19 protein-coding genes and 1 tRNA gene are annotated in these 18950 nt (G+C 70.2%); 11 read left to right on the forward strand and 9 right to left on the reverse strand.

Translation table 11 applies throughout. The features are described from left to right. Nucleotides 1-72: 72 nt before the first annotated feature. Genes ASD11_RS03310 through fabG form a run of 3 tightly spaced genes read right to left on the reverse strand, consistent with a single transcriptional unit; the run spans nucleotide 73 to nucleotide 2504 of the window. On the reverse strand, nucleotides 73-687 hold the full coding sequence (locus ASD11_RS03310) for a TetR/AcrR family transcriptional regulator (RefSeq protein ID WP_235503228.1): 615 nt from the start codon (nucleotides 685-687) through the stop codon (nucleotides 73-75). Between the two features lie 28 nt (nucleotides 688-715). Beyond that, nucleotides 716-1744, reverse strand: a complete 1029-nt coding sequence (locus tag ASD11_RS03315) for a phosphotransferase family protein (protein ID WP_056283245.1) — start codon at nucleotides 1742-1744, stop codon at nucleotides 716-718. Between the two features lie 4 nt (nucleotides 1745-1748). Further along, nucleotides 1749-2504 (reverse strand): 3-oxoacyl-ACP reductase FabG, encoded by a 756-nt coding sequence (fabG, locus tag ASD11_RS03320; protein ID WP_056283247.1) that lies wholly within the window; start codon nucleotides 2502-2504, stop codon nucleotides 1749-1751. A 172-nt stretch (nucleotides 2505-2676) separates the two neighbouring features. On the opposite strand from fabG, the gene ASD11_RS03325 reads away from it, so the two are divergent. The 3 genes from ASD11_RS03325 to ASD11_RS18460 are packed head-to-tail and all read left to right on the forward strand — an operon-like array spanning nucleotide 2677 to nucleotide 5150. Further along, nucleotides 2677-4188 (forward strand): acyl-CoA carboxylase subunit beta, encoded by a 1512-nt coding sequence (locus ASD11_RS03325; protein WP_056283252.1) that lies wholly within the window; start codon nucleotides 2677-2679, stop codon nucleotides 4186-4188. Then, nucleotides 4185-4412, forward strand: coding sequence for a biotin/lipoyl-binding carrier protein (locus tag ASD11_RS03330; RefSeq protein ID WP_056283255.1), 228 nt, complete (start codon nucleotides 4185-4187; stop codon nucleotides 4410-4412). Before ASD11_RS03325 ends, ASD11_RS03330 begins: the two co-directional genes overlap by 4 nt. 33 nt (nucleotides 4413-4445) lie before the next feature. Continuing rightward, nucleotides 4446-5150 carry an acyl-CoA thioesterase gene (locus tag ASD11_RS18460; RefSeq protein WP_156464559.1) on the forward strand — a complete coding sequence of 235 codons (705 nt, stop codon included), beginning with the start codon at nucleotides 4446-4448 and terminating at the stop codon, nucleotides 5148-5150. Nucleotides 5151-5168: 18 nt separating this feature from the next. On the opposite strand, the gene ASD11_RS03340 is transcribed toward ASD11_RS18460, so the two are convergent. After that, nucleotides 5169-5552, reverse strand: coding sequence for a globin (locus tag ASD11_RS03340; RefSeq protein WP_056283261.1), 384 nt, complete (start codon nucleotides 5550-5552; stop codon nucleotides 5169-5171). Continuing rightward, nucleotides 5549-6475 carry a mechanosensitive ion channel family protein gene (locus ASD11_RS03345; RefSeq protein WP_056283266.1) on the reverse strand — a complete coding sequence of 309 codons (927 nt, stop codon included), beginning with the start codon at nucleotides 6473-6475 and terminating at the stop codon, nucleotides 5549-5551. Before ASD11_RS03345 ends, ASD11_RS03340 begins: the two co-directional genes overlap by 4 nt. 33 nt (nucleotides 6476-6508) lie before the next feature. Here ASD11_RS03345 and ASD11_RS03350 point away from each other — a divergent pair, with 33 nt between their 5' ends. Then, nucleotides 6509-6772 (forward strand): hypothetical protein, encoded by a 264-nt coding sequence (locus tag ASD11_RS03350; RefSeq protein WP_156464560.1) that lies wholly within the window; start codon nucleotides 6509-6511, stop codon nucleotides 6770-6772. Between the two features lie 81 nt (nucleotides 6773-6853). Here ASD11_RS03350 and pepN read toward each other — a convergent pair whose 3' ends face one another. Both pepN and ASD11_RS03360 read right to left on the reverse strand, forming a co-directional pair. Then, nucleotides 6854-9364, reverse strand: coding sequence for an aminopeptidase N (gene pepN / locus ASD11_RS03355; RefSeq protein ID WP_056288298.1), 2511 nt, complete (start codon nucleotides 9362-9364; stop codon nucleotides 6854-6856). 36 nt (nucleotides 9365-9400) lie between these two features. After that, nucleotides 9401-10096: a class I SAM-dependent methyltransferase gene (locus ASD11_RS03360; protein ID WP_056283271.1), complete on the reverse strand. Its 696-nt coding sequence runs from the start codon at nucleotides 10094-10096 to the stop codon at nucleotides 9401-9403. Nucleotides 10097-10145: 49 nt separating this feature from the next. On the opposite strand from ASD11_RS03360, the gene ASD11_RS03365 reads away from it, so the two are divergent. Further along, on the forward strand, nucleotides 10146-11285 hold the full coding sequence (locus ASD11_RS03365; protein WP_200940050.1) for a glutamate--cysteine ligase: 1140 nt from the start codon (nucleotides 10146-10148) through the stop codon (nucleotides 11283-11285). 5 nt (nucleotides 11286-11290) lie between these two features. After that, entirely contained in the window at nucleotides 11291-11938 is a 648-nt protein-coding gene (locus ASD11_RS03370; RefSeq protein WP_056283278.1) for a mycothiol-dependent nitroreductase Rv2466c family protein, read from the forward strand. A gap of 54 nt (nucleotides 11939-11992) precedes the next feature. On the opposite strand, the gene ASD11_RS03375 is transcribed toward ASD11_RS03370, so the two are convergent. Continuing rightward, nucleotides 11993-13489 carry an HAD-IIA family hydrolase gene (locus ASD11_RS03375; protein WP_162246455.1) on the reverse strand — a complete coding sequence of 499 codons (1497 nt, stop codon included), beginning with the start codon at nucleotides 13487-13489 and terminating at the stop codon, nucleotides 11993-11995. Between the two features lie 94 nt (nucleotides 13490-13583). Between ASD11_RS03375 and ASD11_RS03380 the strand changes: the two genes are divergently transcribed. The 4 genes from ASD11_RS03380 to ASD11_RS03395 are packed head-to-tail and all read left to right on the forward strand — an operon-like array spanning nucleotide 13584 to nucleotide 17691. After that, entirely contained in the window at nucleotides 13584-15302 is a 1719-nt protein-coding gene (locus tag ASD11_RS03380; RefSeq protein ID WP_056283282.1) for a CDP-glycerol glycerophosphotransferase family protein, read from the forward strand. A gap of 3 nt (nucleotides 15303-15305) precedes the next feature. Then, nucleotides 15306-15764 carry a ribose-5-phosphate isomerase gene (locus tag ASD11_RS03385; RefSeq protein WP_056283284.1) on the forward strand — a complete coding sequence of 153 codons (459 nt, stop codon included), beginning with the start codon at nucleotides 15306-15308 and terminating at the stop codon, nucleotides 15762-15764. Continuing rightward, entirely contained in the window at nucleotides 15757-16569 is an 813-nt protein-coding gene (locus ASD11_RS03390; protein ID WP_056283287.1) for an Fpg/Nei family DNA glycosylase, read from the forward strand. Before ASD11_RS03385 ends, ASD11_RS03390 begins: the two co-directional genes overlap by 8 nt. A 9-nt stretch (nucleotides 16570-16578) precedes the next feature. Further along, complete coding sequence (locus ASD11_RS03395) at nucleotides 16579-17691, forward strand: PP2C family protein-serine/threonine phosphatase (protein ID WP_056283290.1); 1113 nt, start codon at nucleotides 16579-16581, stop codon at nucleotides 17689-17691. A 4-nt stretch (nucleotides 17692-17695) separates the two neighbouring features. On the opposite strand, the gene ASD11_RS03400 is transcribed toward ASD11_RS03395, so the two are convergent. Further along, entirely contained in the window at nucleotides 17696-18526 is an 831-nt protein-coding gene (locus tag ASD11_RS03400; RefSeq protein WP_056283293.1) for an SDR family NAD(P)-dependent oxidoreductase, read from the reverse strand. 217 nt (nucleotides 18527-18743) lie between these two features. Here ASD11_RS03400 and ASD11_RS03405 point away from each other — a divergent pair. Then, a tRNA-Gly gene (locus ASD11_RS03405) sits at nucleotides 18744-18817 on the forward strand. The last annotated feature ends 133 nt before the right edge of the window (nucleotides 18818-18950 follow it).

Below are 18950 nucleotides of genomic sequence, written 5' to 3' on the forward strand. Positions count from 1 at the left end.
TGCCCATACCTACGGAAGCTTCCGGAGGTATGGGTCAGGTTGCCAACCCCCCGTGGTAAACCGAGCTGGGGGTCAGGCCTCGGCGGCGAGGAGGTAGGCGGCGAGGAGGCGCTTGAGCTCGACGACCGCCTCGGCGTGGGCCTGGTCGTCGCGGATGGAGAAGTTGAGCATCGAGTAGACGACGTGCACGAGCACCTCGGCGATGATCTGGCGACGTTCGCGGGGTGTCCCCGGCGTGAGCGGGGCGAGGGCGTTGGCCACCCCTGCGGCCAGCTCGCGCTCGGTCACCGCGGCGGTCGCTCGGGTGGAGGGCGTGGACTGCACGGCGTGCCACACGGCGCGGCGCGACGGGTCGGCCGTCCACAGCTCGGCCATGTGGTCGACGAGCCGGTTGAGGAACCGGAGCCAGTCGAGCGTGGGGATGGCGTCGGCGAAGCGCTGCAGCTCCTCGCGCACGGCCACGGCGTCCTGGCGGTCGAGCTCGCACACGATGACGTACTTGTTGGCGAAGAACTGGTACAGCGTCCCGATGGGGAGCTCGGCGCGGTGCGCGACCTCCTCGCACGTGAACGACTCGAACCCGACCTCGAGCAGGAGGTCGCGCGCGACCTTCAGCAGCAGGTCGAACTTCCGCTGGCTGCGCTCCTGCGTGGGGCGGCGCCGGGGTTCGAGGATCTCGGCCGTCACGGCCCCGACCCTAGCCCACAGGATGCGGCTAGGCGCGCAGTCCGGCCTGGATGAGCGGCGCGATGAGGTCGCCGATGCCGGCGAACCCCTCGCCCAGCGTCTGGCCGTTGATGTAGCGGAAGTGGATCCCCTCGAGGATCACCGCGAGCTTGAAGAACGACAGCGCGAGGTGGAAGTCGATGTCGGAGACGTCGCGACCCGAGCCCAGCGCGTACCGCTGGAGCACGTCGTCGCGCGAGAGGTAGCCGGTGGCCAGGGCCGCGTCGGTGACCATGCCGCTGCCGAGCGAGCCGGCGCCGGCCTCGGCCAGCTCCTGGTAGGCCAGCATGAGCGCGACGTCGGTGAGCGGGTCGCCCAGCGTGCTCATCTCCCAGTCGAGGACGGCGGTGACGACGTCTCCCGTGGGCGGCTGGTCCTCGACCAGCACGTTGTCGAGCCGGTAGTCGCCGTGGACGATCGTGGCGTCGCCGCTGGCCGGGACCTTCTCCAGCCGGGCGATGAGCTCGTCCATGCCGGGCAGCTCGCGGCTGCGCGAGGAGTCGAGCTGCTTCTTCCAGCGCCGGACCTGCCGCTCGAGGTAGCCGTCGGGGCGGCCGAAGTCGCCCAGTCCGACGGCCTCGTAGTCGACGCGGTGCAGCGCCACGAGGGTGTCGACGAGCCGCTCGGTGATGTTCTTGGTGCGGGCGCCGCCGAGCTCCTCGAGCTGGGAGGCTCGGCTGTAGGGGGTGCCGGAGACCCGCTCCATGACGTAGAACGGGGCGCCGATGACCGAGTCGTCGGCGCAGAGGCCGTACGTGGCGGGCACCGGGACGTCGGTGTCGGCGAGGGCCGTCATGACGCGGTGCTCGCGGCCCATGTCGTGGGCCGTGGCCAGCACGTGCCCGAGCGGAGGCCGTCGGACGATGACCTCACGCACGCCGTCGGTGACGGCGTACGTGAGGTTCGACTTGCCGCCCGTGATGAGAGCGGCCTCGAGGGAGCCGTCGAGAAGACCCGGCGCCTCCTGGTCGAGCCAGGTGCGCAGGGCAGTGGTGTCGAGTCCTTCGACGGCGCTCATGTCGTCAGTCCTTCGGTCCGCCAGCGACGTAGATGACCTGGCCGGACACGAAGCCCGCGCCCTCGCTCGCGAGGAACGACGCCGTGTGGGCGATGTCCTCGGGCTGGCCGACCCGCTGCACGGGGATCTCCTTGGCCGCGTAGGCGATGAAGTCGTCGAACGGGACGCCCACCCGCTCCGCGGTGGCGGCCGTCATGTCGGTCTGGATGAAGCCGGGGGCGATGGCGTTGGCGGTGACGCCGAACTTGCCGAGCTCGATCGAGAGGGTCTTGGTGAAGCCCTGGAGGCCGGCCTTCGCGGCCGAGTAGTTGGCCTGGCCGCGGTTGCCCTGCGCCGACGTGCTCGACAGGTTGATGATGCGGCCGAACTTCGCCTCGGTCATGTACTTCTGGGCGGCCTTCGTGACGTTGAAGGAGCCGCGCAGGTGCACCGCCATGACGGTGTCCCAGTCGTCGACCGACATCTTGAAGAGCAGGTTGTCGCGCAGCACGCCCGCGTTGTTCACGACGATCGTGGGCGCACCCAGCTCGTCGGCGATCGTGGCGACGGCGGCGTCGACGCTCTCGGCGTCGCTCACGTCGGCTCCGACGGCGAGGGCCTTGCCCCCGGCGGAGGTGATGGCGTCGACCGTGCCGGCGCACGCGGCGGCATCGAGGTCGACGACGGCGACGGCGTGGCCGTCGGCGGCGAGACGCTGGGCGACGGCGGCACCGATGCCACGGGCGGCTCCGGTCACGATCGCGACGCGGGACTCAGTCATAAGGGCTCCTCGAAGAGTGGTAAGCGCTTGCTTAGTGCACCGTAGCGCACGGACCGCCCCGGCGGAACGGACGGCACGTCGAGCGTGTGACGTGGAACGCGTCGGCGCAAACGCGAGGAACTCCTCATGTTCGTGTAGACTTGAGGATGTCCTCATGTTTTAGGGAGCTTTCATGACCTCATCCGTCGACCTCGCGCACCAGAGCGCGGAGCAGACGAACGGACCTGCCCATCGCGACGCCCTCGAGCAGCGGCGTCAGGACAGGTTCACGCGGGTCGAGCCCCGAGGAGCTCGCACCTTCACGGGTCGCGAGCGCGCCCAGATGCTTCTCGACGACGGAACCTTCGTCGAGATCTCGCCGTTGCGCACGGCGGGGACGAGCGGCAGCGGCGTCGTCATCGGCTGGGGCCTCGTCGACGGTCGTCCCGTCGTCGTGGCCAGCCACGACGCCGCGGTCGCCTCGGGCGCCATCGGTGCGGTGTTCGCCGAGACGGTCCAGCGGGCCCAGCGCCTCGCGATCGACCAGGGCTACCCGATCGTCTACATCAACGACTCCGGGGGAGCCCGCATCCACGACGGCGTGCACGCGCTGCACGGCTGTGGCGGCATCTTCACGAACAACGTCATCGCGAGCGCCACGATCCCGCAGATCTCGCTCATCCTCGGCCCGTGCGCCGGCGCCGCGGCCTACTCCCCGGCTCTCACGGACTGGACGATCATGGTCAAGGGCCAGGGCCAGATGTTCCTGACCGGTCCCGACATCGTCAAGGCGGCCACGGGCGAGGACGCCACGGCCGACGAGATCGGCGGATCGGCGCTCCACACGAGCAAGAGCGGCGTGGCCCACCTCGAGGTGGAGACCGAGCTCGAGGCGCTCGAGGCAGCCCGCGACCTGCTGTCCTTCCTGCCGTCCCACGTCGGTGCTCCCATGCCCGTGCGTGAGGCGGTCCCGGCCGACCCCGCCGCGGTGGCCCGCCTGCCGCACGTCGTGCCCGAGAAGTCGAGCATCATCTTCGACGTCAACGACGTGCTCGACGGCGTGCTCGATGCGGGCGAGCGGTTCGAGATCAGCCCCACGTACGCCCCCAGCGTCGTCACCGTCCTCGGTCGCATCGACGGTCGTCCCGTCGCGATCGTGGCCAACCAGCCCAAGGCCCGCGGCGGCATCCTCGACTCCAAGGCGTCGGTCAAGATCTCGCGCTTCGTCGCGTGGGCCGCCCGCTTCGGCCTTCCGGTCATCACGCTCGTCGACGTCCCCGGGTTCCTGCCCGGCACGGTGGAGGAGGGCCGGGGCGTCATCACCCACGGCGCCACGATGCTCAAGGCGTACGTGGAGGCGACGTCGCCCGTGCTCACCGTCGTGCTGCGCAAGGCCTACGGCGGTGCCTACATCGCCATGGGCGCCCGTTCTCTCGGCGCCGACTTCACGTGGGCCTGGTCCGGCTCGGAGATCGCTGTCATGGGACCCGGAGGCGCCGTGGCGCTGCTCCACCGTCGTGCGCTCAAGGAGGCCGAGGACCCGGTGGCCCTGCGCGACGAGCTGGCCGCCGACTACCGCGAGCAGGTGGCCCGCCCCTACCTCGCGGCGGAGGCCGGCATCCTCGACGACGTCATCCACGCCGAGGAGACCCGCGACCGCATCGTCCAGGCCCTGCGCCTGCTCGAGCCGGCGGTCCGCGCGTGACCGCCGGGACGGGCGTCGCGGCCCGCGCCGAGATCGTGGCCAACGTCTGGAAGCTCCTCACCGAGGTGGGCGCCGAGGTGGCCCAGGGCGACGTCCTCGCCGTCCTGGAGACCATGAAGATGGAGCTCCCCGTGCACGCGCCGGCCACCGGCACCGTCACGAGCGTCCCCGTCGCCGAGGGCCAGATCGTCCAGGAGGGCGACGTCATCGCCGTGGTCGGTTAGGTCCGTCCGAGTCGCCCTGAGAGACTGAGCGGCGTGCTCGAGACCCGAATCCCCATGCGCTGGGCCGACCTGGACCAGCTGAACCACGTCAACAACGTCGTCTACGTCGACTACGCGGAGCAGACGCGCGCCGAGCTCATCCGCTCCGGAGAGGCGTTCGACGCCCCCGTGACGCGGGTCGACGTCGAGTTCCGCCGGCCCCTGCAGCTGAGCCGCACCCCCGTGCTCGTGCGGAGCCGGTTCGAGGGCGACTTCACGGTGCACGACATCGGCCCCGACGGGATCGACGAGTCGTTCGCGACCGTCCGTCTCGGCACCGGGCCGGTCGTCCCGCAGGAGCAGCGCGGCGACGGTCCCGCGTTCGACCTCGCGGTGCGCCGCAGCGACATCGGCCCCGACGGAAGCGTGACCCCCACCCGCTTCTTCGAGATCTGCCAGGAGTCGCGCATCCTGGCGTTCTCCGCCCTCATGCCCGACCGGCGCCCGGGGCACATCGTGCTGGCCCGGGTCGACGTCCACCTCGGCGAGCCGGTGCGGGCCGACGTCGGGGTGCTCCCCACCTCCACCTCCGTGACGCACGTGGGCCGTTCCTCCTACCGCACCACGACGTGGTTCGGCGGCGGCCGCTACGGAGCGGCCGAGGCCGTGCTGGTGGGCTTCGACGCCGAGACGCAGCGCTCGCGTCCGCTCGGGGACGACGAGCGTGAGGCGCTCGAGTCGGTCCTGGTGGAGGGCTGACCTAGCCCGGCGTGCTGATCATGCCGTGTTGACCATGAACTGGGCGGCGTGCTGGGCGTAGGCCCAGAACTGCTGGTCCTGCTCAGGGGTCAGCTCGACGGCGTCGAGCCCGTCGCGGAAGTGGGCCAGCCAGGCGTCCTTGGCCGCGTGGGTCACCTCGAACGGCGCGTGCCGCATCCGCAGCCGGGGGTGGCCGCGCTGCTCGGAGTACGTGGAGGGGCCGCCCCAGTACTGCTCGAGGAACATCGTGAAGCGCTCGCGGGCCGGCCCGAGGTCCTCCTCGGGGTACATGGGGCGCAGCACGGGGTCGTCGGCGACACCGTCGTAGAAGACCTCCACGACCTTGGCGATCGTAGCGTGCCCGCCGATCTCGTCGTAGAAGCTGGGAGCTGGGTCGGTCATGCGGTGGGGCCTTCCACGGGTCCGTAGGTGGTGGGCATGGTGACCCCGGCCTGGTCGAAACGCGCCTTCACGCGCTGACGCATCGTGCGGGCCACGACCCACTGCTGCAGCGGGGCGGTCTTGAGCACCACCCGGACGACGACGCCGTCCTTGGCGAACCGCTCGACGCCCCAGACCTCGGGCTCCTCGATGATGACGCCGCGGTACTTGTCGTCGTCGTACATCGCGTGTGCCTCCTCGGCGAGGATCTTCTGCACGACGTCGAGGTCGGAGTCGTAGGCGACGGTCACGTCGAGGACGGTGCGGGCCCAGTTCTGGCTCTGGTTGCCCACGCGGATGATCTCGCCGTTGCGGACGTACCAGACGGTGCCGTCGACGTCGCGCACCCGCGTGACGCGCAGTCCCGTGGCCTCCACGGTGCCGCTCGCCTCGCCCAGGTCGACCGAGTCGCCCACGCCGTACTGGTCCTCCATGATCATGAAGATGCCGGCGAGGAAGTCCTTGACGAGCGTCTGCGCACCGAACCCGAGAGCGACGCCGAGGATGCCGGCGCCGGTGAGGATCGGCGCCACGGAGATGCCGAAGCGGTCGAGGATCATGATGAGCGCGATCGCGAGGATCACGATGCTGGCGATCGAGGACAGCAGGTCGCCCATCGCGGTGGCGCGCTGCTTGCGCCGCTCGGAGACACCGGGGCGCAGGTCCTGCAGGAGCTCGCCCGCCTTGGAGTTGGCGAGGAAGGCCGGCGTGTGCCCGCTCGCGGCCCGCCGGACCACGCGGGCGATGAGGCGCTTGACCAGCCATCGGAAGAACTGGGCCACGACGATGATCAGCAGGATCTGGAGTGCACTTCCCGTCAGGGCGTGCCAGTCCTGCTTGTCGAGCTCGAGGGCGTCGGGCAACGTCACGTCGAAGGTCGGCATGTCTCCAGCCTAGGGGCCGATAGAATGGAGTCCATGAGCACCTTCTCCCGCGCCCTGGCCGTGGTCTCCACGGCCGTCGTCATGGTCGTCGCCTCCAGCACGGCCGCCCTGGCCGATGCCCCCAGCACGTGGGAGCCCGCGCCGGAGAAGAGCACCCTCAGCATCCTGGGCCTGCTCGTCGGCGCCCCCGCCGTGCTGTTCGTGCTGATCGCCCTGTTCTCGGTGGTCGTGTCCCGCAAGAACTACGTGCCGCCGGCGCCCTCCACCGAGATCGCGAAGGCCCCCGACCACCACTGACCCACCCCACCAGTCCCCGCTGAGTGTGACGGTTCTGTTGGCTCGCGGCCGTCATTCCAACAGAACCGTCACACTCACGGGTCACTGGGACTGGGCGCGGAGCGCGCGCGCGAGGTCGTCGCGGCCCTCCAGCACGTAGCGCTTGGCCGCGGGGCCTGACTGCGTGCTCTCGAGCCAGGTGTCGACCTTCTCGAGCGTGCGCGCCGACGGGTTGGCCAGCGGGAACAGGTACACGAGCGCGACCTGTCCGATCCAGACGCCCTGCTCCTCGATGATCGTCTCGGCCATCTGCAGGTACGCGTCGACGTAGGGCTCCAGCAGGTCTCCCTGACCCGAGACCTGGAACGCCAGCGCGGTCTGGCGGCGCGTCTCGTTGGGCGTGCTCTTCTCGACCGCCACGGCCCTCCAGGCTGCTGCCTTGGCCTCGGCGTCGGGGCGGATGGCGCGGGCGGCGGCGGCGTGCTCCTGGCCCGAGATGGTGTTGTCGCGCTCGAGCTCGGCCGCGATCTCGGCCTCGCCGACGGCGTCGATGCGGGCCAGCGCCGTGAGGAGCGTCCACCGCAGGTCGGTGTCGACCGTGAGGCCCTCGAGGGCGCCGTCGAGCAGGGACTGCACCTTCTCGGGGGTGGAGGCGGCGGCCGCGTAGGCCCGCGCGAGCGCGAGCTGGTGGTCGCTGCCCGGCTCGGCGGCGTCGAGCAGGCCCGAGAGGCCCGACTCCCACTGCTCGGCGAGCGGCGGCCGGTCGGCCTCGGCGGTGTAGAGGTTGACCGCACTCGAGCCCTGGCGCAGGAGGGACGCGACCGCCGTGAGGTCGGTCTCGGTGCCCACCCCGGCCAGCACGAGGGCGACGAAGTCGGACCCCTTGAGCTCGGCGTCGCGCGTCATGTCCCAGGCCGCTCCCCACGCGAGGGCGCGCGGCAGCGAGTCCTCGAACGAGGCGATGTGCCCGAGCAACGTGTCGAACGAGCGCTCGTCGAGGCGGATCTTGGCGTACGTGAGGTCGTCGTCGTTGAGCAGGATCAGGTCGGGCTGGCGGTGGTCGACCAGCTCGGTGATCTCGGTGCGCTCGCCCCGGACGTCGGTCTCGATGCGCTCACGGCGCACGAGCCGGCCGTCGACGAGGTCGTAGAGGCCGATCGCGATGCGGTGGCGACGCAGCGTGGGGTAGTCGGGATGGGCGCTCTGCTCCACGGCGAACGACGTGAAGGCGCCGTCGCCGTCCACCTCGAAGGTGGCGCGCAGCGTGTTGACGCCCGACGTCTGCAGCCACTCCTGCGACCACGAGCCCAGCTCGCGGCCCGACGAGGCCTCCAGCTCCGTGAGCAGGTCCTGCAGCGTGGTGTTGCCGTAGGCGTGCTTGGCGAAGTACGCACGGAGCCCGGCGAAGAAGTCCTTCTCGCCGACCCAGGCCACGAGCTGCTTGAGCGTGGAGGCGCCCTTGGCGTACGTGATGCCGTCGAAGTTGGCCTCGACGGCGTGCAGGTCGTAGTTGTCGGCCGCGATGGGGTGCGTGGAGGGGAGCTGGTCCTGGCGGTAGGCCCAGTTCTTGCGGGCGTTGGTGAACCCGGTCCACGCGTCGGTGAAGCGGGTGGCCTCGACCGACGAGTGGTGCGCCGCGAACTCCGCGAAGGACTCGTTGAGCCACAGGTCGTCCCACCACTTCATGGTGACGAGGTCGCCGAACCACATGTGGGCCATCTCGTGGAGGATGGTGTTGGCTCGGCCCTCGTAGGCGGCCACGGTCTGGCGGCTGCGGAAGATCATCTCGTCGCGGAACGTCACGCAGCCCGCGTTCTCCATGGCGCCCATGTTGTACTCCGGCACGAACAGCTGGTCGTACTTGCCGAAGGGGTAGGCCATCTCGAACGCGCCCTCGAAGAACGCGAAGCCCTGCTTGGTGATGAGGAAGATGTCGTCGGCGTCGAGGTGCTCGACGAGCGACTGACGGCAGAAGACTCCGAGCGGGATGTCGCCGTACTCGCCGGAGTACGTGTCGCGCACGACCTCGTAGTCGCCGGCCACGAGCGCCGTGATGTACGTGGACATGCGCTTGGTCTCGGGGAAGTGCCACGTGCCGTGCTCACCCTCGACGACGGGCTCGGGGCTGGGGGAGTTGGAGACGACCTGCCAGTGCGCGGGCGCCGTGACGTGGAACGTGAACTCGGCCTTGAGGTCGGGCTGCTCGAACGTCGTGAAGACGCGGCGGGCGTCGGGCACCTCGAACTGCGTGTAGAGGTAGACCTTGCCGTCGGCAGGATCGACGAACCGGTGCAGGCCCTCGCCCGAGTGCGAGTACGGCAGCGTCGCCTCGACGACGAGCTCGTTCTCGGCGGCGAGGTCCTCGATCGGGATGCGCGACTCGGCGTAGAGCGCCGGGTCGATCGACGTGCCGTTGAGGGTGATGGCGCTGATGTCGGCGTCGACGAGGTCCACGAACGTCGAGGACCCGGGGGTCGCCTCGAAGCGGAGGGTCGTGACGGAGCCGAAGCGCTCGTCGCCGATGGTCAGGTCGAGCGCCACGTCGTACGTCCCGGTGGAGACGACGGACGCGCGCTGCTGGGCTTCTTCACGGGTGAGATTGGTGCCAGGCATGTCAGCCATGCTTTCACGCGCCGTCTCACCGTGCGCCTACGCGTCGGGTGCGCGCTCCGGCTTCCGGGCGCCGAAGTACGTGAGGCCCCCCGCCTGGGTGATCTCGACGTCGACCAGGCCGACGTCGGCCAGCCAGCGGGCCAGGTCCTTGCGGGTGCCGCTGGGCCCCAGCAGGCCGAGGGCACGGCCGGCGAGGATCACCGGGGTGAAGCGGGGCCCGGCATCGTTCAGGAACGCACTTCCGCTGAGGCGGCCGCCCGGCCTCAGCACGCGGGCGATCTCGCGCAGCGCGAGTGCCGGGTCGGGGAAGCAGTGCAGGCTCGTGAAGGCCACGACGAGGTCGAACGTGCCGTGGTCGAAGGCGAGCGCCTGGACGTCGGCCTCCGTGATCTCGACGTGGCTCAGGGCGAGGTGCTCGGCCTCCTCGGCCGTGCGCCGCAGCATGGCGGGGGAGATGTCGGCGGCGACGTAGCGTCCTGCGAAGCCACGCGGCACGTCGCGCAGGACCACGCCGCCCCCGCAGGGGATGTCGAGCACGGTGGCGTCGGTGCCGGCGTGGACGAGGGCGTCACGGGCCCGACCGTGCAGCACGGACAGGCTCGAGCCCGCTCCCACGCGCCACAGGAGGGCGCCCAGGCGGTCGCTGCCGCTGACCCGGTCGTAGATGACGGCCCACGGGTGGTCCGCCCTCCACGTGCTGCTGGCGCGGCCGGGGTCGGAGGGGGTGGTCATGGGTGAGACCGTACTGGCTCGCGCCCCGAGGTCGGGCAGGATGGGCGGTGTGAAGATCCCCTTTGCGACCTCCGAGCGGTCGTCCGTCGGCATCGAGTGGGAGCTGGCCCTGGTCGACTCCGACTCCGGTGACCTGCGCCAGGTGGCCGAGTACGTCCTCGACGCCGTCGCGCCGCTCGACGGCAGCCAGCACCCGCACATCCGCCAGGAGCTGCTGCTCAACACGGTCGAGGTGGTCTCCGGCGTCGCCCACACCGTGAAGGAGGCCGGCGCCGACCTCGAGCGCAACATCGATCTCATCCGCACCGTCACCGACCGGCTGCGCGTCGAGCTGATGTGCGCCGGCACCCACCCCTTCGCCCGGTGGGACCACCAGAAGGTCAGCGACAAGGAGCGGTACGCCACGCTCATGGACCGCACCCAGTGGTGGGGTCGGCAGATGCTCATCTACGGGGTCCACGTGCACGTCGGCATCGAGGACCGCGACAAGGTCATGCCCATCAGCGCCGCGATGCTCTCGTACTACGGGCACCTCCAGGCCCTCAGCGCCTCCTCGCCGTTCTGGGGCGGCAAGGACACCGGCTACGCGTCCAACCGCGCGCTCATGTTCCAGCAGCTGCCCACCGCGGGCCTCCCGTTCCACTTCCAGCGGTGGGAGGAGCTGGAGGGCTACGTCGACGACCTCACCCGCACCGGCGTCATCGACATCTTCGACGAGATCCGCTGGGACCTGCGCCCTTCGCCCAAGTTCGGCACGCTCGAGGTCCGGGTGTGCGACGGCATCCCCACCATGAGCGAGCTACTCAGCATCTCGGCGCTCACCCACTGCCTCGTCGAGCACTTCTCGAGCGAGCTCGACGCCGGACGCAGCATCCCCGACCTCGCGCCGTGGTTCGCCCAGGAGAACAAGTGGCGCTCCGCGCGCTACGGCATGGACGCGATCCTCATCCTCGACGAGCAGGCCAACGAGGACCTCGTGACCGACGACCTGCGCCGCCTCGTGGAGCGTCTTGCTCCGGTCGCGGAGCGGCTGGGATGCTCCGACGAGCTGGGCGGCGTGCTCGACATCGTCGAGCACGGTGCGTCCTACCAGCGCCAGCGGAAGGTGGCCGAGGCCAACGGCGGGAGGCTCGACGCCGTCGTGGCCTCGCTCGTGGAGGAAATGCGACTGGGTCGTCCGGTGTTGTGACTGACATGACTGAGACTCTCGCCTCCTCCGACGCCGCCAACGCCTCCTCCACCAAGGAGCAGGTCGACTTCTGGTTCGACCCCCTGTGCCCCTTCGCGTGGATCACGTCCCGCTGGATGCTCGAGGTCGAGAAGGTGCGTGACGTCCAGACGGTCTTCCACGTCATGAGCCTGTCGGTCCTCAACTCGGGCAAGGACGTCCCCGACGAGTACAAGGAGATGATCGAGCGCGGCTGGGGCCCCGTCCGCATCGCCATCGCCATCGAGCAGCAGCACGGCCAGGAGGCCCTGCGCTCGTACTACACGGCCATCGGCACCAAGCGCCACAACGAGGGTCGCGAGTTCGAGACCGCGCTCTACGAGGAGGTCCTCGCCGAGGTCGGCCTGCCCGCCGAGCTGGCCCGGGCCGCCGACGACACGAGCCTCGACGACGCCGTCCGGGCCTCCCACCAGGTGGGCATCGACAAGGTCGGCGAGGACGTCGGCACCCCGGTCATCGAGGTCCAGGGTGTGGCCTTCTTCGGCCCGGTCCTGCAGAGCATCCCGCGCGGCGAGACCGCGGGCACGGTGTTCGACGGCGCTCGCGCGCTCGCGTCGTTCCCCGACTTCTTCGAGCTCAAGCGCACCCGCAAGGGCGAGCTCGACTTCAGCTGAGCGCCTTTCGACAGGCTCAGGGAGCGACTCGCTCCTTGAGCCTGTCGGAGGCCATCAGCCGACCAGCAGGTTCGCCACCGACGGGACGATGATGTCGGGCGAGACCGACGCGCCGTCGAGGGCGTCGCGCTGCGTCTCGCCGCTCAGCACCGCGGCCGAGCGCACGCCGGCGTTCTTGGCGAGCGTCACGTCGGTGTAGAGGCGGTCGCCCACCACGAGCACCTCGTCGGGCGAGTACTCGGTGATGAGGTGCGTGATCATCTCGCGCTGCGGCTTGCCGAAGACGTGCACCGGCTTCTTGCCCACGGTGGCCTCGAGCATCTGCAGCAGGGCGCCGATGTCGGGGATGGGTCCGTCCTCCGACGGGCACCAGACGTCGGGGTGCGTGGCGAGGATGTCGGCGCCGCGGTTGAGGTTGCGGCACGCCGTGCGGAGCTTGGCGTAGTCGAGCTCGGTGTCGTAGCCCACCACGACGTACTCGGCGTCGTCCTCGACGACCGGCAGCCCCAGCTCCTCGAGCGAGGCCTTGAGCGCCCGCGTGCCCAGCACGTAGACGCCGCGGGTCTTGCGGCTCAGCAGGAAGCTCGCGAGGCCGTCGGTGGACAGCACGATCTCCTCGACCGTGGCGGTGATGCCGATGCCGGCCAGCTTGGTGACGTAGTCGCTCTTGGCCCGCGAGGAGTTGTTGGACAGGAAGTAGATCTTGATGCCGCGGGCCCGGGCGCGCTCCACGAACTCGGCTCCGCCGGGAATGGGGGCGTCGCCGGTCACGAGTGTGCCGTCGATGTCGATGAACGCGACCTTGATGCCCTCGAGCTCGGTGCCGAGCTCGGAGAACAGCATGTCGGCGATGGCGAGGTCGACGTAGTTGTCGACCTCGACCCAGCGGGCGCCGGCGATGTCGAGCGGCTGCATGGGCAGGTCGCCGGACTTGATGAGCGTCTGCAGGGCCACCTCGGTCCAGTCCTTGAGGGACTTGCGGACCTCGATGACATCGACGACGTGCGCCATCAGCGCCGCTGCGGACTCGACCGAGAACTTGTAGTGGTCGATGGAGTTGCCGTACGCGACGTCCTCGGTGATGGTCTTCGCGATGTCGGTGACGCGCTCGCCGTCGTCGGTGAGCGTGATCTTCATGGACTCCTCGTCGAACTGGCCGGAGTCGACCGCGATGAGGTCGCCCCGCGGGTCCTGGACCAGGCGCGCCACGATGTCGTCGTCGACCGCGAGGTCGGCGTTGTTGAGCACGAAGGGCGTGTCGCGCAGCAGCTCGCGGCACAGGTAGAGCGAGTACATGTTGTTGGTCGACTCGAAGTCGACGTTCTCGACGAGCCGGATCGTCAGGTCGTCGATGTGCCGGACGTGGTTCTCGATCGCGGCGGCCTCGTAGCCCGTGACGATGACGACCTCGCCGATGCCGGCCGCTCGGTACGCGTCGAGCTGGTAGTCGAGCAACGGCTTGCCGTTCACCTCGACGAGACACTTCGGCTTGTTGGACGTCAGCGGTCGGAGCCTGGAACCCACGCCTGCCGCAAGGACAACACCCTTCATTGAGGGCCTCTCGGATCGTCTGTCAGGACTGCGAGACGGTAACACGCGAGGCATGGTCGACCGGGGGTCGGCGCGGGGCCAGTAGACTCCTGCGGTGCCTGTCCCGTCTGCTCTGAGCGAGTTCCGCGCCACGGTCCTGCGACGGACCAGGGCCCTGCCCCGCCTCGTCAAGATCGTCGTGCTCCTCCTCGTGCTCGGCGCCGTCGGCTTCGCCGCGGTGCCCCACGTCGTCAGCGGCGCGATCGTGCTGGCGGTCGCCGTCGTGGGCTCGCTCGTCCTGATGCGGGCGGGCGAGGAGCTGACCGACTGGACCAGCATCGTGCTCCGGGTCACCACCGCGTTCGTCGCGCTCGTGTCGCTCGTCGGGGCGCTGGTGCGGGGCGACGCCGCCGTGGCCGCGCTGCTGGCCGGGCTCCTGGTGGCCGCCACCGCGCTGCTCGCCACGCGTCGCGCCGACACCACGATCTTCGCGTACGGCCTGGACGGCGTCCCCGACGGCAAGCCCCGTCAGCCCTTCTTCCGATCCACGTGGCTCTCGGTGGCCCAGGCCACGGCTGCGGCGTCGGTCCCGCTCCTCACCCGGGTGGACGACGAGGCCGTGGCCGCCGTCGTCGGCCTCGTGATCCTTCTGCTGGTCGCGCTCGCCGCCGTGCCCACGCTCGTCCTCGATCTCAGGCGCGAGCGGATCCTCCGCGCCGTCCGTGCCCGCGGGACCCGCTCGCTCCTCGCGTACTGCGGCAAGTCGGGCGCACCGTCGCAGCTGGCCATGTGGGAGCCGTACCTCCTGGAGGCCGACGCCAAGCCGGTGGTCGTCAACCTGCAGCGGCGCTACGCCTCGCTCATCATCAAGCGCGCCGGCCTGCACTCGCCGTTCGTCCAGCTGAGCCGCACCGGAGTGCGCCACGACGTGAGCCGGCTCGTGAGCCGCCGCGTCAAGATCGTGTTCTACGTCCAGAACGCTCGGCAGAACGAGACCTTCTGGCGCTTCAAGCGGGCCACGCACGTGTGGCTCCACCACGGCGACACCGACAAGCCGGGCAACTACCACCCGCGCCACGTGATGTACGACAAGCTCATCGTCGCCGGACCCGCTGCCATCGACCGCTACGCCAAGCACGGCGTCGACATGCCGCGCGAGAAGTTCGTGCCCATCGGCCGTCCGCAGAACTGGACCATCCAGAAGCCCGAGCGACCCATCCGCGAGATCGAGCGGCCCACCGTCATGTATGCGCCCACGTGGCAGGGACTCGACGGCGAGGCCGACTTCTCGTCGCTGGCCCTCGGCCCCACGATCGTGAAGCGACTGCTGGAGCGCGACGTCGAGGTCATCTTCCGGGCCCATCCCCTCAGCTACCGCTGGTCCGAGCGCCGCGAGCACATCAAGGCCATCCACGAGATCCTGCGCGAGGACCGCGAGCGCACGGGCCGTCTCCACCGCTGGGGTCCCAAGGTGGAGCGCGGCCTCACGGTCGCCGAGTGCGCCAACCGGGCCGACGCCCTCATCTCCGACCTGTGCGGCGTGGCGTCGGACTTCCTGATGTCGGAGAAGCCCTACGCCATCGTGGCCACGAAGGACTCCGTCGAGGACTTCCGGGAGAAGTACCGCTTCACCCAGACGGGCTACGTCATCCGCGGCGACCTCGGCAACCTCGACGAGGTCTTCGACGACCTCCTCGTGAACGACCCGTTCGAGCCCGAGCGTCCCGCCACGCGGCGGTACGTGCTGGGCGACCTCGAGGGCGAGGCCCTCCGTGACGGCTTCACGCACTTCGTGCAGGATCTTCTCGCCCCCTCCACCCCCTCAGGAAGGTGACGCATGCGCGTCCACATCGCCGCTGACCACGCCGGCTTCGAGCTCAAGGCCCATCTCGTCGAGTGGCTCACCGGCCAAGGTCACGAGCCCGTCGACCATGGGGCCCACGCCTACGACGCCGACGACGACTACCCGCCGTTCTGCGTCGACGCGGCCCAGGCGGCCGTCGACGACCCCGAGTCCCTGGCCATCGTCATCGGCGGCTCGGGCAACGGCGAGCAGATCGCGGCCAACAAGGTGAAGGGCGCTCGCGCCGCGCTCGCCTGGAGCGTCGAGACCGCCCAGCTCGCGCGTCAGCACAACAACGCCCAGATCGTCTCGGTCGGCGCGCGCATGCACTCCACCGACGAGGTCGAGGCCATCATCGAGGCCTTCCTCTCCACCGCGTGGAGCGGGCTCGACCGGCACCAGCGCCGGATCGACCTCCTCGCGCGGTACGAGGACACCGGCACCTTTGCCTGAGGGACACACCCTCCACCGCCTGGCCGGAGAGCTCACCGAGGCGTTCGGGGGGCGGGTCGTCGCGTCGTCGTCGCCCCAGGGGCGGTTCGACGCCGGGGCGGCCCGGCTCGACGGCCGGGTCCTGCTCGAGGCCACGGCGCGGGGCAAGCACGTCCTGGTCGCGTTCGAGGGGCTCGCCGACCAGGTGCACGTCCACCTGGGCCTGTTCGGCGGCTGGCAGCTGGGGCCCGGCGACACGGCCGTCCGGGGTCAGGTGCGCTGGCGTCTGCAGACCGAGGACCGCGTCGCCGACCTCCGCGGGCCCACGGCGTGCGCGCTGCTGGGGCCGCCCGAGGTGGACGCGCTGCTGGCGCGGCTCGGGCCCGACCCGCTCGTGCCGGGCACCGACCCCGAGCCGGCGTGGCTCCGCATCGCCGGCTCGCGCACGAGCATCGCGGCGCTGCTCATGGACCAGTCGGTCGTGGCCGGTGTCGGCAACGTCTACCGCGCCGAGGTGCTGTTCCGGCACGGCGTGGACCCGACGACACCAGGACGTGAGCTCTCCCGCACCACCTGGGACGCGCTGTGGGACGACCTCGTGGTGCTCATGCGCGAGGGCGTCCGGACGGGTCGTATCGACACCGTGCGGCCCGAGCACGAGCCCGGAGCGATGGGACGTCCGGCCCGCCGCGACGACCACGGGGGAGAGGTCTACGTGTACCGGCGTGACGGTCGACCCTGCCTCGTGTGCGGCTCATCGGTGCAGAAGGCAACGGTCGCCGCGCGGAACCTCTTCTGGTGCCCCACCTGCCAGCGCGGCCGATAGGATCTGGGGATGAAGTCCCTGGTCGAGCGGGTGCTGCCGAGCGTGTGGCGCTGGGTCGGCGACCGTGTCATCCGGTGGCGCACCGGCACCAGCGAGGGTCAGCTGGTCGTCCTCTCGGTCCTGCTGGTGTTGAGCGTCGGTCTCCTGACAGGCTCGCTCGTGAAGTACATGGCCTTCCCGGCCTCCACCTTCGTCGTGCCGATGCTGCTGGGCTCGCTCACCCTGCGCTACAAGCCGTTGCTCACGCTCGTGCTCGTCGACATGGTCTTCCTCGCCGTCTCGGTCACCCACGAGTCCGTCAAGAACGGCATGTCGCTCGGGCGGGTCAGCACCCTGCTCACCATGGCGATCATCGTGGCGATCTTCCTGTTCGAGGCCTCGCGGCGCCGAACGGGTCTGCCCGGCCCCGTCGGTGAGGCGATGCTCGTCGACCTCAACGACCGCCTGCAGAAGCAGGGCGTCGTCCCGCCGCTGCCCGACGGCTGGCGCTCGCAGTCCGCCATGCGCTCGGCCGGAGGAGCGCGGTTCGCCGGCGACTTCCTCGTGGCCAACCTCAGCAGCGACCGCCACCAGCTGGAGATGGTGCTGGTCGACGTCTGCGGCAAGGGCGTGGCCGCCGGTACACAGTCCCTGCAGCTCTCCGGCGCCCTGGGCGGCCTGATCGGCTCGCTCCCGCCGCTCGGCCTCTTCGCCTCGGCCAACGACTACCTCCTGCGCCAGGACTGGGAGGAGGGCTTCGCCACCGCCGTGCACGTCCTGCTGCACCTCGACACCGGCGAGTACTCCATCATCAGCGCCGGGCACCCGCCCGTGCTGCGCTGGTCGGCCGTCGACGAGGAGTGGACCGCCGACGAGGCCCGCGGCGTGGCGCTGGGCATCATGCCCCGTCCGGAGTTCCACCAGACCGTCGGCCGCCTCGAGGCCGGCGACGCGCTGCTCTTCTACACCGACGGCGTCGTCGAGACCCGGCAGCAGAGCGTGGGCGAAGGTGTCGAGTGGCTGCGCGGCGCTGCCGTCGACGTCGCCAAGTCGCAGTTCGCCGACGCGGCGCGCAAGATCCTCGACCGCGTCCCGGTCCACGACGACGACCGGGCCGTCCTCGTGCTCGACCGCAAGTCCTAGCCCACTACTCCGGCTGGGGGAACTGGGCGCGCATCGCGAGGTCCCAGCCGCGGTCTCCGAGCAGCCGGCGCCCTGTGATGGAGAGTCCGGCCGACGGCGTCACGAGGTAGCGCGGCCGGGGGTTCTTGGCGTCGAGGGCCTTCTCGATCACCTTAGCCACGGCGTCGGGGCCCCCGCCGAGCCGCACGAGCGGGCCGCGGTAGGCCTCCTGCGTCGCAGTGCGGACCGCTGCGTTGAACCCGGCGTAGGGACTGTCGTCGTCGGTCTTCATCGTGGCGGTGGCGGCCTGCTCGAAGTTGGTGGTGATGAGCCCCGGCTCCACCAGCACGACGTCGACGCCGAAGCCTTTCACCTCGAACCGCAGCGCGTCCGAGAAGGCCTCCACGGCGTACTTGGACGCGTGGTAGGCCCCGGCACCCGGGAAGGTGAGCCGGCCGCCCATCGACGAGATGTTCACGATGCGTCCCCTGCCGTGCGCCCGCATGCCCGGGAGCACCATCTGGCTGAGTCGGACCAGGCCGAAGACGTTGGTCTCGAACTCCTTCCGGACGTCGTCGAGGTCGAGGGTCTCCACGGCCCCCGACAGCGAGTAGCCGGCGTTGTTGACGAGGGCGTCGATCCGTCCGGCGTCCCCCAGGATCGCGTCGACCGCGGACTGCATGCTGTCCTCGCTCGTGACGTCGAGGGCGTGCACGTGGCACCCCGCCGCGGCGAGGTCCTCGAGCGTCTCGGGCCTGCGAGCGGTGGCGTGGACGGTCCAGCCAGCCTTCACGAGGCGGGCCGCAGTGGCCTCCCCGATGCCGGAGGAGCAGCCGGTGATCAGAACGGAGCGCATGGCTGATGATGGCCGATTTCCGTCGCCAGCGGCACCCCTCTCGGACGAGTGATGATGCTTTGGGGTTGCTGGGGCGACCTGAAAGCCTCATTCCTCGTCGGTCGCCAGCGGCTGGCGACGAGCGATGATGCCTTCGGGCTGTCAGGGCAACCGCAATGCCTCATCGCTGGTCGGTCGGGGCCGTGTGGCATCATGGACGCGCTGCTTCGGCAGCGCTGCGGACGTAGCTCAATTGGTTAGAGTCTCTGCCTTCCAAGCAGAATGTTGCGAGTTCGAGTCTCGTCGTCCGCTCTCTTCACGGCGAAGCCGTCTGCCACGCGGACGGTGAGACTCATGGGCCCCACCGTCCCGCCGGAGGCGGCGTTCGAGGGATCGTCGTCCGCTCTCTTCACGGCGAAGCCGTCTGCCACGCGGACGGCGAGAC

The organism is Aeromicrobium sp. Root495 (assembly GCF_001426755.1).
Classification (GTDB): domain Bacteria; phylum Actinomycetota; class Actinomycetes; order Propionibacteriales; family Nocardioidaceae; genus Aeromicrobium.